Annotated in this window: 11 protein-coding genes; 7 read left to right on the top strand and 4 right to left on the bottom strand. The window is 60.5% G+C overall.

From position 1 onward, the window contains the following. The first annotated feature begins 78 nt into the window (after window positions 1-78). The 7 genes from xdhA to ACR0E6_RS09860 all read left to right on the top strand — a co-directional run bounded on the left by xdhA (window position 79) and on the right by ACR0E6_RS09860 (window position 9,496). Window positions 79-1,476 carry a xanthine dehydrogenase small subunit gene (gene xdhA, locus ACR0E6_RS09830; protein ID WP_480582693.1) on the top strand — a complete coding sequence of 466 codons (1,398 nt, stop codon included), beginning with the start codon at window positions 79-81 and terminating at the stop codon, window positions 1,474-1,476. Continuing rightward, a complete protein-coding gene (gene xdhB, locus ACR0E6_RS09835; protein ID WP_480582695.1) occupies window positions 1,473-3,875 on the top strand; it encodes a xanthine dehydrogenase molybdopterin binding subunit in 2,403 nt (800 codons plus the stop codon). The genes xdhA and xdhB overlap by 4 nt, the downstream gene beginning before the upstream one ends. Next, window positions 3,875-4,810: a xanthine dehydrogenase accessory protein XdhC gene (gene xdhC, locus ACR0E6_RS09840; protein ID WP_480582697.1), complete on the top strand. Its 936-nt coding sequence runs from the start codon at window positions 3,875-3,877 to the stop codon at window positions 4,808-4,810. Before xdhB ends, xdhC begins: the two co-directional genes overlap by 1 nt. Next, complete coding sequence (locus tag ACR0E6_RS09845; RefSeq protein ID WP_480582699.1) at window positions 4,807-6,324, top strand: ABC transporter ATP-binding protein; 1,518 nt, start codon at window positions 4,807-4,809, stop codon at window positions 6,322-6,324. Before xdhC ends, ACR0E6_RS09845 begins: the two co-directional genes overlap by 4 nt. A gap of 63 nt (window positions 6,325-6,387) precedes the next feature. Continuing rightward, window positions 6,388-7,470 carry an ABC transporter permease gene (locus tag ACR0E6_RS09850; RefSeq protein ID WP_480582702.1) on the top strand — a complete coding sequence of 361 codons (1,083 nt, stop codon included), beginning with the start codon at window positions 6,388-6,390 and terminating at the stop codon, window positions 7,468-7,470. Then, entirely contained in the window at window positions 7,470-8,390 is a 921-nt protein-coding gene (locus ACR0E6_RS09855) for an ABC transporter permease (RefSeq protein WP_170452756.1), read from the top strand. Before ACR0E6_RS09850 ends, ACR0E6_RS09855 begins: the two co-directional genes overlap by 1 nt. Before the next feature lie 32 nt (window positions 8,391-8,422). Continuing rightward, complete coding sequence (locus tag ACR0E6_RS09860; RefSeq protein ID WP_170521608.1) at window positions 8,423-9,496, top strand: BMP family ABC transporter substrate-binding protein; 1,074 nt, start codon at window positions 8,423-8,425, stop codon at window positions 9,494-9,496. 69 nt (window positions 9,497-9,565) lie between these two features. Here the strand turns inward: ACR0E6_RS09860 and ACR0E6_RS09865 are convergent, their stop codons facing one another. The 4 genes from ACR0E6_RS09865 to ACR0E6_RS09880 form a co-directional block, all read right to left on the bottom strand. Next, window positions 9,566-10,213 carry a sulfotransferase family protein gene (locus ACR0E6_RS09865; protein ID WP_480582705.1) on the bottom strand — a complete coding sequence of 216 codons (648 nt, stop codon included), beginning with the start codon at window positions 10,211-10,213 and terminating at the stop codon, window positions 9,566-9,568. A 100-nt stretch (window positions 10,214-10,313) separates the two neighbouring features. Continuing rightward, entirely contained in the window at window positions 10,314-10,970 is a 657-nt protein-coding gene (locus ACR0E6_RS09870; RefSeq protein WP_480582707.1) for an outer membrane protein, read from the bottom strand. Window positions 10,971-11,384: 414 nt separating this feature from the next. Continuing rightward, the gene (locus ACR0E6_RS09875; RefSeq protein ID WP_480582709.1) at window positions 11,385-13,013 is read right to left on the bottom strand and encodes a N,N-dimethylformamidase beta subunit family domain-containing protein; all 1,629 of its coding nucleotides are present in this window, start codon (window positions 13,011-13,013) and stop codon (window positions 11,385-11,387) included. A gap of 27 nt (window positions 13,014-13,040) precedes the next feature. Continuing rightward, on the bottom strand, window positions 13,041-14,483 hold the full coding sequence (locus ACR0E6_RS09880) for a metallophosphoesterase family protein (protein ID WP_480582711.1): 1,443 nt from the start codon (window positions 14,481-14,483) through the stop codon (window positions 13,041-13,043). Window positions 14,484-14,636 lie beyond the last annotated feature (153 nt).

Below are 14,636 nucleotides of genomic sequence, written 5' to 3' on the forward strand. Positions count from 1 at the left end.
TCCGCCCGCCACTCTTTCTACGTCGCATCGAAGGAGGGCACCCAAGGGCGCAACCGGGTAACGCGACGGGTTTCTCGTATGACGATCACGTTTCTTCTGAACGGAGAGACAGTGGAACTGGCGGATGTCGATCCGACAGCCACCCTGCTGGACTGGCTGCGCGAGGATCGCGGCCTGACCGGCACCAAGGAAGGTTGCAACGAAGGCGATTGCGGTGCCTGCACCGTCATGGTGACGGATGCGGATGGCCACAAGGCGCTCAATTCCTGCATCCTGTTCCTGCCTCAGTTACACGGCAAAGCGGTCCGCACCGTCGAAGGGGCCAGCGGTCCAAACGGCGAAGCCCACCCGGTGCAACAGGCCATGGTCGACCTGCATGGCTCGCAATGCGGCTTCTGCACCCCGGGCTTCGTGATGTCGATGGTCGCAAGCCACGCCACCGGTGCCACCGATCACGACACGCAACTGGCCGGAAACCTCTGCCGCTGCACCGGCTACGCCCCGATCATCCGCGCCGCCCAAGCCGCCGAACCAAAACCGACACCGGACTGGATCACCAACGACCAGTCCTTCTCTTGTTCAAAAATACCTCGGGGGGAGGCCGCAGGCCGGGGGGCAGAGCCCCCCTTCCTCCCCAACAACTCCGACGAACTGGCAGCTCTTTATGCCGACCACCCCAACGCCACCCTGATCGCAGGGGCCACCGATGTCGGGCTCTGGGTCACCAAGCAGTTGCGCGATCTCGACTCGGTGATTTTCCTCAGCCGCTGCGACGACCTGAAACAGATCACCATCACCGATGACGAAATCCGCTTTGGTGCCATGGTCGACATGAATCGCATGGGCGAGGCGCTGGCCGATCTGCACCCTTCCTATGCAGAAATGATCCGCCGCTATGCCAGCGTTCAGGTGCGCCACGCGGCCACCGTGGGCGGCAACATCGCCAACGGCTCGCCCATCGGGGACAACCCGCCTGCCCTGATCGCGCTGAACGCCACGCTGCACCTGCGCAAAGGCGACAGCCGCCGGGCCCTGCCGCTTGAGCAGTTCTTCATCGACTACGGCAAGCAGGACCGCACCCCGGGCGAGTTCGTCGAGGCCGTCAGCTTCCCGCGTCAACCCGACCGGCTGAAGGCGTATAAACTCAGCAAACGGTTCGATCAGGATATCTCGGCCGTCTGCGGCTGTTTCAACATCACCGTCTCGGACGGCACCATCACCCGGGCGCGCATCGCGTTTGGCGGCATGGCGGCCATCCCGAAACGGGCAACCCATGTCGAGGCCGCGTTGATCGGCAACCCGTGGACGCGCGACACCATTCAGGCCGCGCTTCCCGCCTTTGCCGACGATTTCACACCACTCACGGACATGCGCGCCTCGGCCACCTATCGACTGGAAACCGCCAAAGCGATGCTCGAAAGATATTTCCTCGAAGATCAGGGTGAGGTGACAAACGTGCTGGAGGTATCGGCATGAGCGTGACCAAACCCCTGCCGCATGACGCGGCACCGCTGCATGTCTCGGGCACCGCGCGCTATGTGGACGACATCCCGACCCCCAAAGGATCGCTGCATCTGGCCTTTGGCCTTAGCCCGATTGCCAAGGGCAGGATCACCGCGATGGACCTGTCTGCGGCGAAAGCAGCCGACGGGGTCGTCGCGGTCCTGACCGCCGACGACCTGCCCTTTGCCAACGACGTCTCGCCCTCGATCCACGATGAACCGCTGCTGTCGGACGGCACCGTGCACTATATCGGCCAGCCGGTTTTCCTTGTGGTTGCGACCAGCCATCTGGCCGCCCGCAAAGCCGCGCGACTGGGGCAGATCGACTATGCCGAAGACACCCCGATCTTGACGGTTGAAGAGGCCCTGGCCGCCGACAGCCGGTTCGAAGACGGCCCGCGCATCTACGCCAAGGGCGACGCCGACGCGGCCATCGCGGGCGCGGCCCATGTGATCGAAGGCACGTTCGAGATCGGCGGACAGGAGCATTTCTACCTCGAAGGGCAGGCCGCGCTGGCCCTACCAAACGAGGGCGGCGACATGCTGGTCCACAGCTCGACCCAGCACCCGACCGAGATCCAGCACAAGGTGGCAGACGCCCTGGGCGTGCCCATGCACGCGGTACGGGTTGAGACCCGGAGGATGGGCGGAGGCTTTGGCGGCAAGGAAAGTCAGGGCAACGCGCTGGCCGTCGCTTGCGCCGTGGCGGCACGGGCAACCGGCAAAGCCTGCAAGATGCGCTATGACCGCGACGATGACATGACCATCACCGGCAAGCGCCACGCATTCCGGATTTCCTACAAGGCCGGGTTCGATGAAAATGGTCACATTCAGGGCGTCTCGTTCCTGCAATATGCGATCTGCGGCTGGGCGCAGGACCTGTCCCTGCCGGTTGCCGACCGCGCCATGCTGCATTCCGACAATGCCTATCTGCTGCCCAACGCGCGCATCGAGAGCCACCGGTTGAAAACCAACACCCAATCCGCCACCGCCTATCGCGGGTTCGGAGGTCCTCAGGGCATGGTCGGGATCGAGCGCGTGATGGATCACGCCGCGCATGAACTGGGACTGGACCCGGTCGAGCTGCGGCGGCGGAACTACTACGAGCCTGCGCATGTTGTTGCTGACCCTGTTCTCACGGAAAAACCGCTCGGCCACGTTGACCCGCACGAAGACCTGACCAGCCGCGGCGCCGTTGAGATGGGCGACGCCCCGGTGCGCCCCTTGCCTGCTGGTGGCAACACCACGCCTTATGGCATGGAGGTCAGCGATTTCGAACTGCACGGCATGACCGAGGCGCTGCTGAAATCCAGCGACTATACCGCGCGCAAGGCCGCTATCGAGAAATGGAACGCTGAGAACGCAGTCATCAAGAAAGGCATCGCCTTTTCTCCGGTCAAGTTCGGCATCTCCTTCACGCTGACACATCTGAATCAGGCGGGGGCGCTGGTGCATGTGTATCAGGACGGCTCGGTCCACCTGAACCATGGCGGCACCGAGATGGGTCAGGGCCTGTTCCAGAAGGTGGCGCAGGTCGCGGCCTCGCGCTTTGGTATCCCGTTGGAGATGGTGAAGATCACCGCCACCGATACCGCCAAGGTGCCCAATACATCGGCCACGGCGGCCTCATCGGGTAGTGACCTGAACGGCATGGCCGTGAAAGCCGCCTGCGACACGATCCGCGACCGGATGGCTGACTATCTGGCCGAACGGCATCAGGCCGATCCGTCGATCGTGACCTTCTCGGACGGGCATGTGTCGGTCGGTGAGGAACGCTATAACTTCGCCGAGGCTGCTGCGATGGCCTATCAGGGCCGGGTCAGCCTGTCGGCGACCGGTTTCTACAAGACGCCCAAGATCGAATGGGATCGGATCAAGGGCCGGGGTCGCCCGTTCTTCTACTTCGCCTATGGGGCCTCGGTGACCGAAGTTGCCGTAGATACTTTGACCGGCGAAAACCGCATTCTGCGCACGGATATCCTGCATGACGCAGGTGCCTCGCTGAACCCCGCGCTGGATATCGGACAGGTCGAAGGCGGCTATGTGCAGGGCGCGGGCTGGCTGACGACCGAGGAACTGGTCTGGGACGACAGGGGCAATCTGCGCACCCACGCGCCCTCGACCTACAAGATCCCCGCTTGTTCCGACCGGCCCGACATCTTCAACGTCGCGCTCTGGGACGGAGAGAACCGCGAGGATACGATCTATCGCTCAAAAGCGGTGGGCGAGCCGCCCTTCATGCTGGGCATCTCGGCCTGGCTGGCACTGTCGAATGCGGTGGCGGCCTGCGGGGATGGATACCCGGCATTGGATGCCCCCGCCACGGCCGAGGAAATCTGGCGCGGCGTCCAAAGGATGAAGGGAGGCATCTGATGGGATTTGATCTGGAGGCTTTGAGGGAGGCGGTCAAAACCCACGGAAAAGTGGTCCGGGTGGTCATCGCCGGGATTAAAGGGTCGTCCCCGCGCGAGGTCGGTGCCGCAATGCTGGTCTGGGAGGGCGGGCAATCGGGCACCATCGGCGGCGGTACGTTGGAGTATCAGGCGGCGCAAGCTGCGCGCCATCAAACCGACCACGTACGGCTGAGCCAACACGCGCTTGGCCCGGATATGGGCCAGTGCTGCGGCGGGGCGGTGTCGCTGCTGAGCGAGATTTATGACCTTGATACGGTGAACGGTCTTGATGACAAGATCATCGCTCGCCCGGTTTCGGGTGGCGAAATGCCCCTATCCGTCAAACGGCTGCTGGCGCGGGCGCGTGGTCAGGGCATCGAGCCAGACCCGCAATTGATTGATGGCTGGATGGTCGAACCGGTTCACCAACCGGCTCGCAATCTTTGGATTTGGGGCGCTGGCCATGTGGGCCGGGCGTTGGTTGACGTTCTGTCGCCCCTGCCCGACCTGGCCCTCACATGGGTTGATACCGGGCCAGAGCGCTTCCCTGAAACCGTACCGCACGGCATTACCGTCGTCCCAGCGGCAAAACCGGCCGAGTTGGTGCGCCACGCGCCGCGCGATGCCGAGCATCTGGTGCTGACTTATTCACACAATCTGGACCTGGAACTGTGCAACCGGCTGCTTTTGCACGATTTCCGCTTTGCTGGGCTGATTGGCTCGGCTACGAAATGGGCGCGATTCCGGTCGCGGTTGGCGGCCCTTGGGCATTCGCCCGAGCGGATCAGCCGGATCACCTGTCCAATCGGTGACCCCGGTCTGGGCAAACACCCGCAGATGATCGCCGTTGGCGTCGCGGCACAGCTGCTGCGCCCGGCCCGGCGGAACGAATTGAAGAAGGACCTGAGCGCGTGACCACTCCACTTTTAAGCTTGCAAGGGCTGACCAAAGCCTATCCCGGCGTCGTGGCCAATGATCAGGTGTCCTTTGACATCGGTGAAGGCGAGGTTCACGCCCTGCTGGGCGAAAACGGCGCGGGGAAATCCACGCTGGTGAAAATGATCTATGGGTTGGTGAAGCCTGACAGCGGTACGATGCTGCTGCGCGGTCAGCCATTTGCGCCACCTGAACCCCGCGCGGCTCGGGCAGACGGCATTGCGATGGTGTTCCAGCATTTCTCGCTGTTTGACGCGCTGAATGTGGCCGAAAATATTGCTCTGGGGATGGAGAACCCGCCCCCGATGGGCGATCTGGCCTCGCGTATTCGGCAAGTGTCCGAGACCTATGGCCTGCCGCTGGACCCTTATCGCACGGTCGGTGATCTGTCCGCTGGTGAACGCCAGCGGGTCGAGATCATTCGGTGTCTGCTGCAAGATCCCAAGCTGCTGATCATGGATGAACCGACCAGCGTGCTGACCCCGCAGGAGGTCGAAATCCTGTTCGAGACGCTGAACAAGCTGCGATCCGAGGGCACCTCGATCCTGTATATCTCGCACAAGCTGGAGGAAATCCGCACGCTATGCGATCACGCCACCATCCTGCGTCTGGGCAAGAATGTGGGCGAATGTGTTCCAGCTGAGACCTCGGCGCGGGACATGGCCGAGATGATGGTGGGCTCGACCCTGCAAACGCCGGAACGGTCCGGTCGCGCGTTCGGCGAGGTTGCGCTGGATGTCAGCGGCTTGTCGGTGCCGTCGCCATCGGAATTCGGGACGGCGTTGAAGAACGTGCATATGACCGTCCGCAAGGGCGAGGTTCTGGGCATCGGTGGCGTTGCCGGGAACGGACAAGATGAATTGCTGGGGGTTCTGTCGGGTGAAATCACGACAGCCGCTGATGCAATCAAGTTCAACGGACAGCCGGTTGGCAAACTTGGACCGAGCGCGCGCCGGAAGCTGGGCGTGCTGACAGCACCCGAGGAACGGCTGGGCCACGCGGCGGCACCGGATATGAGCCTGACTGAGAATGCCCTGCTGACCGGATCGGTCCGCGAAGGGCTGGAGAGCAACGGTTTTCTGAAATGGGCAGAAACCAAGGGTTTCGCCGAAAAGATCATCGAGGCGTTCGACGTGCGCACGCCGGGGCCGGAGAATGCGGCGCGGTCGCTGTCAGGCGGCAATCTGCAGAAATTCGTGATCGGTCGCGAAGTGCTGCAGAACCCCGACGTGCTGGTGGTGAACCAGCCGACCTGGGGTGTTGACGCGGCGGCTGCGGCCTCAATCCGGCAGGCGATTCTGGATCTGGCGGCCAAGGGGACAGCGGTTGTCTGTATCTCGCAGGATCTGGATGAGTTGATGGAAATCTCGGACAGCTTTGCCGCCCTGAACGAAGGACGGCTGAGCGCGCCACGCCCGACGACGGGCCTGACCGTGGACGAGATCGGCCTGATGATGGGCGGCGCGCATGGCATGGAGGTGGCGCATGTGTAAGCTGATGAACCGCCTCCGGCGGCCGTATTTTCAACGAGAAGAAGAACTTAGGGGGATGAGCAGGTGATTGTGTTGGAGAAGCGGCCGCAGCCGTCGAAGGCGTGGTCTTATGCGACCCCCTTGGTGGCGGTGCTGGCGACCATGGTATTTGGTGGCATTCTATTCGCCATTTTGGGCAAGAACCCTGTCGAGGCCATTGGCACCATTTTCTGGGAACCGCTGTTCGGTGAGTTTGCCTTTTACTACCGCCCGCAATTGCTGGTGAAAGGCGCGCCGCTGGTTCTGATCGCCATTGGTCTGTCGCTGGGCTTTCGGGCCGGTATCTGGAATATCGGGGCCGAGGGGCAGTATATCATGGGCGCCATTTTCGGCGCGGGCGCTGGTCTGGCGTTTTATCCGCTGGAGGCGTTCTATATCTTTCCGATCATGGTGATCGCCGGGGCGTTCGGCGGCTGGCTCTGGGCGATGATCCCGGCCTTTCTGAAAGTGCGTTTTGGCACAAACGAAATCCTTGTGTCGCTGATGCTGGTCTATGTGGCCGAGCAGATGCTGGCCTCGGTTTCGCTGGGGCTGTTGAAAAACCCCGAAGGGTTCGGCTTTCCCGGCTCGCGCAACCTGCAGTCTTATGACAGCGCGCATAATGCCGAGTTGATTGCAGGTTCCGGTATGCATTGGGGCGTCGTGACCGCGCTGATCGCTGTGATCTTTGCCTATGTGCTATTGAACCGCCATATGCTGGGCTTCCACATCCGCCTGACCGGAGAAGCCCCGCGTGCCGCGAAATTCGCAGGTGTGAACCCGGCGCGCCTGATCCTGTTCTGCCTCGGCCTGTCCGGTGCGTTGGCCGGATTGGCGGGGATGTTCGAGGTGTCCGGCCCTTCGGGCGTGGTCAGCATCGACTTTAACGTGGGCTATGGCTTTACCGCGATCATCGTGGCCTTTCTGGGCCGGTTGCACCCGATGGGCATTCTGCTGGCTGGTGGCCTGATGGCGTTGACCTATATCGGCGGCGAGATTGCGCAATCCCAACTGGGCCTGCCCGCCGCCGCCATTCAGGTATTCCAGGGGATGTTGCTGTTCTTCCTGCTGGCCTTCGATCTTTTGACCAACTACCGCATCCGTGCGGCCCGTAGCGAGGTAGCGTAATGGACCTTGGTGAAATCAACCCCGTCCTTCTGGTCGCCTCGCTGATGGTGGCCGCAACCCCCCTGCTGCTGGCCGCGATCGGAGAACTGGTCGTCGAAAAGGCTGGCGTTCTGAACCTTGGCGTCGAGGGCATGATGATCGTGGGTGCCATCAGCGGCTTTGCGATCTCGGTCGAGACCGGCTCACCCTGGCTGGGCTTTATTGCTGCCGCGATTGGCGGCGCGGTGCTGTCCCTGCTGTTTGTGCTGCTGACGCAGGTGGCACTGGCCAATCAGGTGGCAAGTGGTTTGGCGCTGACGCTGTTCGGTCTGGGTTTCAGCGCGCTGATGGGTCAAAGCTATGTCGGGGTCAAACCCCCCAGCATGGGCGACATCCATATTCCCTTGATCAGCGATATCCCGGTGATTGGGCCGATCCTGTTCCAGCATGATCCGATCCTGTATGTCGGCATTGCGTTGACCGCCGCTGTTTGGGCCACGCTGAAATACACGCGCGTCGGTCTGATCCTGCGTGCAGTGGGCGAAAACCACGACGCGGCACATGCCCTGGGCTACAAGGTCATCAAGATCCGCATCCTGGCGATCCTGTTCGGCGGGGCCTGTGCCGGTCTGGGCGGCGCCTACATCAGCCTGATCCGCGTGCCGCAATGGACCGAGGGCATGACGGCTGGCGTGGGATGGATCGCCTTGGCACTGGTGGTGTTTGCCAGCTGGAAACCCTGGCGGGCCTTGCTGGGTGCCTATTTGTTCGGCGGAATCACGGTGTTGCAGCTGAATTTGCAGGCAGCGGGCGTTGCCATCCCTGTCGAGTATCTGGCAATGTCGCCCTATATCATCACGATCCTTGTGCTTGTGATCCTTTCGGCCGACAAGAGCAGCGCACCTGCCTCACTGGGCCGGATCTTCCATGCCTCACACTAGGGGCCAACTGAACCAACTTGGGGAGTAACTAAATGAAATTTAAATCACTTCTGACGACGGCTGCGATAGCGCTGGGTCTGGCGACCGGCGCTGTGGCGCAGGACAAAACGAAGGTTGGGTTCGTCTATGTCGGCCCCGTGGGCGATGGCGGCTGGACCTATGAGCACAACAAGGGCCGTCTGGCGGTCGAGGAACACTTTGGCGACAAGGTCGAGACTGTCTTTGTTGAATCCGTTCCCGAAGGCCCCGACGCCGAGCGTGTGATGACCCAGATGGCGCTGGAAGGCGCGGATCTGATCTTTACAACCTCTTTCGGTTATATGGACCCGACCATCAACGTGGCCAAGAAGTTCCCGGATGTGAAATTCGAGCACGCCACCGGATATAAGACTGCCGACAACGTTTCCGTGTACTCGGCCCGGTTTTACGAAGGTCGCGCGGTTCAGGGCCATATCGCCGGAAACATGACGGAATCGAACATCATCGGTTATATCGGCTCGTACCCGATCCCCGAAGTGATCCGTGGCATCAACTCGGCCTATATCCACGCCAAGAAGGTGAACCCGGATGTCGAATTCAAGATCGTCTGGGCCTACACCTGGTTCGACCCGGCGAAAGAAGCTGACGCCGCAACGGTTCTGATCGAACAGGGCGCGGACGTGATCCTGCAACACACCGACTCGACCGCGCCACAAGCGGCAGCGCAAGAGGCAGGCAACGTGGTCACATTTGGTCAGGCCTCGGACATGAGCGAATACGCGCCATTCCCGCGCGTGTCTTCGATCATCGATGATTGGGCACCGTATTACATTGCACGGACCCAGGCCGTCATGGATGGCACATGGGAAAGCGCCAACACCTGGGATGGTATCCGCGAAGGCATGGTCGCAATCGGTGAAATCACCGACGCCGTTCCGGCTGATGTCAAAGAAGAAGCCTTGGCCCTGAAAGCCGCCATGGCTGCGGGTGAATACCACCCCTTCACCGGTCCGCTGAAGAAGCAGGACGGCAGCGATTGGCTGGCCGAGGGCGAAACCGCTGATGACGGTACGCTGGCTGGCATGAACTTCTATGTCGAGGGGCTGGAAGGCGAAATTCCGCAGTAAGTCCTAAGTCAAGCAAACAGAGAAAGCCCGCACCGATGTGCGGGCTTTTTTGTTTCGGACTAAACCCGGTTAGAACAGGCCAAGGAACCTTGATTTCTTTCGGGTGCTTCCGTCTTCAAAGGAATAGCCAAACAACTCGATGTCACGCGCGTAGGCCTGCGCAACCACATCCCGGCTGTCGTCATCGAAATAGTCACGGTAGTCCGAACGCGCCGTCTTTTTCCTGTGACGCGCCGTCGATCTTCGAAGGCCAAGCTGTTTCATCACCACTTTGAGATCGTCATCAAAGCGTTCGAACCGGCCGATGAAATCTATCGGCATCTCGCCCGAGCGTGTCGTCAGAAAGTAGCTCTGCGGTATGAAATACCGGATCTTGAGGAAGCGGTCCGGGTCACGCGCAAATGTCGCCATGAACTCGTCAAACGACCCGCAATCGCTGACTTCTGTCAGATCCGGGCGCCGCTGGCACACATAGTGATAGGCCGAGACAAAGCGATCCCACGGGTTTCTGACGAAGGTGAACTTGTAGTAGTCATCGGCCTCATCCCCCACCAGTTTCAGCAGCCCGGATATGGTCGCGCGTTCTTCATCCTGTGGATGGCGTTCGTTCACACGACGACTCAACAGATGGTCGCGCTTCAGCAAAGTGGTCACAGTCGACCCGCCGGTTTTCGGGATGTGCACGAAAACAGTGCGAAGATTGGTGTATACAGGCATCCGGCTTCCTTAACAGTGCCACGTGTCGGCGTGGTACGGCTTTGGTGATCGGTTGGTTCAGCGGTCAAACGCGTGTACCGCTACTTCGGCGCGGTCGCAATCAGAACCGATATGCGACACGCGCGGTTATGGTGCTCAGATCAAAGTCACTGTCGTTGGATGCTTCGTCAAACTGGCCCGAGACGTCGCGATAGGTGTAATCAGCGGCGACAAACCAGCGATCCGTGACGTTGTATTCGACGCCCACGCCGACATTGAAACCATCCAGCGTCGTTTGACTTTCCCGAGACTCAAAAGCTGCACTTGGATGAACGCGCAGGCGCGACCAGGACCAGCCCACAGCACCGTAAAGCAAAAAATCACCGCGGATATATCCGACGCGCCCGCGTACATCTGCGAAATCCATGACCTCACGGTTTTCCGGTGCGGGTGCTCCGCGTTCAAGCACGTAAGACAGGTTCGAATACCGGGCTTCGGCGCCGTACAAGATATTGCCGCGTTGCAGGTTGTAGCCAACCAAGACACCGAAACTGCGTCCGTTATCCGGATCGAACGAGGCATCTAAGGTTCCACCGGACAAGACAGGGTAATCCGTGTCACCGCTTGCAGTGCCAGCGCCAATTTCCAACCCGGCATAGAGGCCATGAAAGGCCCCGTCAGCCCCTGTCAGCCCATCTTGCGCCTGCGCGGTTTCTGGAATGAACAGCGCAAGCTGTGCCAGCACAATACCTGCTACCGCATTTCGCATATTCGACATACGTAACACCTCAATCGTTCCTTTTTTCGCCGCCTTACAGCGCCCGATACACAAAATCTAGCAGCACCTTCTGAAAAGCCAAAAACGACTTATTCTTTTCGCGCGCCTGCGGGACATACCCGCAACAGTCGCTAAAATAATGGGCATCTTCCAAGTTGTGCCTGATCAAATCGGCCCGTTCGTAACTCACTGTCTCATCTTGAGAATACCACGGGCAAGCGCATTCCTAAATCCCTTATCGTCCTGAACACTCGGGACATGTTCGCCGCATGGCGCTAAAGCCACATCGCGTCCGTTGAGTGATCGGATGCTCTGACCAAATCACCGCAACGATCTGCGCGTACACTCAAAATCCAGCAAGAAATTGCCGAAACCCCAAAAGGAAGGGATTCTTGGGGTCACTGACACAACGCGTCAAGCCCGCCCAAACCGGTCCAGCACGTTGCGGGTGATCTGCTCGACCTGCCAATCGCGGCGCGTCAGGCCCATGACCCACTCGCAGGTGGCGGCGGTAAAGACTTCGCCTTGCCCACGCTCCCAATGCACAATAACTCCGTTTCCGCGCGTGCTGCGGTCAAGCGTTTCCTGGGTCAGTTCGCCGAACAGTGTCCGTGCTTTGAAAGCAGCGTCGGCGCTGCCGATATGCATCGTCTCACCCCAAATTCCGTGATCCGGCTCTAGGTTTGTTGCCAGACCCATGGCCAGAATAGAGATGTCGGGATCAGCTCCATCGGTCCCTGTCGGAAACGGCAGGCCATCCTCCATTCTGTAATCCAGCCCGTCGACCTCGTACCCGTAAATCCGCGAGCTACTTCCCAGTTGATCGCCATAGCCCAATTGCGTTCCGGCAAGTGCCCAGTGATCGGGGCGGTAGACCGTGAAACCGCTGTTCTGCCCCGCACACCGGCCCAAGCCCGCGTAGATGCCCTTAAGCCCGTTCACCCCGAACGTCTGGGCACCCGGCCAGTTCACCGGATCAACCTCCCACGCTGCTGTCACCAGATGCTGCTGGTCCGTTCCGGCCAGCGGATCGAGCTCTGCCGTGTATTTGTAGCAGATCTGGGTCTGCCCTTCGTCTTCGATCCGGGTCTGCCACAGGAAATTCCCTGCAAACCGGGCGACCCGACCGCCGTTGGTGACAAAGCGATCCACGGCCTTGCGCATATTCGCCGACCAATACTCGTCATGCCCGACAAAAACCGCGCATCTGTGGCGTTCCAACAGGTCGGGATCAGCCTCCAGATCATGTTGGGTGGCAAAGTCGAATTCATAACCCTGCGCTTCGGCCCACCTGGCAAAATGCCGTTCATAGCTGGCCCACCCGGCCGAGGCATATTTCTTCGAATACCCATAGGCATAGGCCCATTCCATATAGGGGTAACGCACCATCTCACCAGCAGTATGAGCCCTGTCAGGCACCGCCCGAGGGGCCCCGGCTGGCAGTTTGCAAAACCCCCGCGTCCAGGGGCGTTGGGTTGAAACAACAGGCGAAAAGGCATTCTGGTCCGGGCCGGTGATACCCTCGTAATGATTGGACCCGCCCCAGCAATTATACGCCAGCCATGTGCCCGTGGCGCAAACCAACAGATATGGCGCGGCTGGTTTGTCCTTTGCGCGGCGCAGCAGAAACAGATGGTGTTCTTCGACGTGATCCCCGTCTCGCCCGGCCCTGAACGTCACCAGATACCCGCCTGCAGGCCAGTCGGCAGGAATGGTGAATTCGTAAGACGCCTCCCAATCGCACCCGGAAACCGAACAGTCGAAGGGCGTATCCTGATGCACCCCTTTCAACCCGCTTTCCCGAAGCACGGGCTGGTAGGAGACCCCATCCCGGCCAATCTCCAGATCCCATTTCTGCGCGGTTGTCGAAACGCGCAGCGCCACGCGTTCACCCGGGGCGTAGGTCATGCGGTCGGTGTAACCCCAGATCTCCAGCACATCGGCGTCACGGGACGGGCCAATGTAATAGTTGTCCAGAATATGCCGCGCCTTGGCGCGGGTTCGTGGCGTGATGGCCGGTTCGCTGGATTCTGAACGCGTCATTGGCGGATCGGCTTCGATGGGTCGAGTTCAGTCTTTGGTCGCATCTTCAGGCTGGCTTGGCTCATAAGCGGCAAGAAACGCCTTAAGCCGCGTGTTGTGGGTTTTGACCGCAACTGCGGCTGTTTGCGAAAACTGTGCCCAAGGCCATTGAGTGCCGTCAACAAGCGAGGACAAACGGTCGAACAAGGGGTTATCGGCACCTTCCGGCCCCGCCTTATGCAACGCCACGCGGTAATCACCTGGGGCATCCGCTTCGTTATAAAAGCGCAGCGAGGCAAGGTTCAGGTCGGCATCCATAAGAACCGCCGCCCCTCCGATCAGGGGTTGCGGGTCGGGGCTGTCGACCACCCAGCCGCCGCTGTTGACGGCGGTGAAACGGGGGGCAGTGAAATCTTCGATCTCCATCACTTTCTCAAATGGCTTGTGCGTGTGGCCGAAAACCACGGAAATGTCGGCGGGCACCGGCTTGTCGCCATAGGCGGCCCTGATCTGACCCTGAACCGGAACCTGCAAAAACCGACGCAGACCTGCACCACCATCGCTGAGCAGATGCTGCGCCGAGCCTCGCTCGAACGCTTTTCCGACCAGATCGCCCACCAGTTCTCCGGCCCCCTCGCCCAGCGATTTGCCCAGTGACCCGGCCTTGGCCTCCAGAAAACGCCGGACCGCCGCGCCTGCCAGCGCCCCCAGTTCCTTGGGGCTGTTGCCGAGGTTATAGATGATCTCTTCATCCGGCCCGATCCGGCCTGAACGACCGATCAGGGACCAGACAAAATCGATCCAGGCAAAGTTCTGCGCCTCCCATTCCTCCATCGTGACAGGGGGCTTGGTGTCGGGGAACAGAGTATCGGCAAAGGTGCTGGCCAGCAGATAGACATCTTCGATGAAGTGACCGTGGGTATAGATCACCAGCTTTTGGCCCGAGGCAAAGGCCAGGTTGGGATAGACCGTTTCGACCGTAAGATCGGACAGCCACGGCAAGCGTCGGCCAATCGATTGCAACAGGCAATCAGGCAGCGGATCGGGGTCCATCAGCGGCGTGGTATGCGGCACGGTTGGCGCGCTGTCCTGCCAGTCGGACCCTGCCAGATGATCGGCAAACCGGCGCTCCCGGCAGGTTTGCCACAGATGGTGATCATGGTTGCCCGGCAGATAGATCATCTTGGTCGAGAACAACCGGCTATCGGAATCCTCGGGCATGGCCAGTTCCAGAAACTGCTGAAACGCCATGGCCGAAACGGTCTTGGTGCTGAAGGCCAGATCCAGAATATCGCCATTCAGGATCAGGGTCGGAAGGGGCGCATCCCCGTTCGCGTTGATCAGATGACGCAGGCAGCCCACCAGTTGCACCAGCAGATCGCTTGGATGGTTCGGGTCCACTTTACCATCGGCCCTAGTCAGCCGCGTCAGGATGCTGTTATCGGCCCCGAAATGCATGTCGGACAGGCTGATGTACCGGATATCGCTCATGATTGTGCTTTCTCCTGCGGCCCGTTTTTCGAGGCGATCGCCGGGGATATGACCCGGGTCAGAGGCGCCAACTCTTACTTGACGCAGGGGAACTCATGCGGTCAAGCTGAAAGAGTTAACGCGTTAAACCTTATTTTGGGGCGTTTCAGGGGG

This window comes from Ruegeria sp. AP12 (genome assembly GCF_056540025.1).

Coding starts and splice junctions, on each gene's coding strand:
- xdhC (WP_480582697.1), top strand. CDS start 3,875: ATGGGATTTGATCTGGAGGCTTTGAGGGAGGCGGTCAAAACCCACGGA.
- ACR0E6_RS09865 (WP_480582705.1), bottom strand. CDS start 10,213: ATGCCTGTATACACCAATCTTCGCACTGTTTTCGTGCACATCCCGAAA.
- ACR0E6_RS09870 (WP_480582707.1), bottom strand. CDS start 10,970: ATGTCGAATATGCGAAATGCGGTAGCAGGTATTGTGCTGGCACAGCTT.
- ACR0E6_RS09875 (WP_480582709.1), bottom strand. CDS start 13,013: ATGACGCGTTCAGAATCCAGCGAACCGGCCATCACGCCACGAACCCGC.
- ACR0E6_RS09860 (WP_170521608.1), top strand. CDS start 8,423: ATGAAATTTAAATCACTTCTGACGACGGCTGCGATAGCGCTGGGTCTG.
- ACR0E6_RS09880 (WP_480582711.1), bottom strand. CDS start 14,483: ATGAGCGATATCCGGTACATCAGCCTGTCCGACATGCATTTCGGGGCC.
- xdhA (WP_480582693.1), top strand. CDS start 79: ATGACGATCACGTTTCTTCTGAACGGAGAGACAGTGGAACTGGCGGAT.
- xdhB (WP_480582695.1), top strand. CDS start 1,473: ATGAGCGTGACCAAACCCCTGCCGCATGACGCGGCACCGCTGCATGTC.
- ACR0E6_RS09855 (WP_170452756.1), top strand. CDS start 7,470: ATGGACCTTGGTGAAATCAACCCCGTCCTTCTGGTCGCCTCGCTGATG.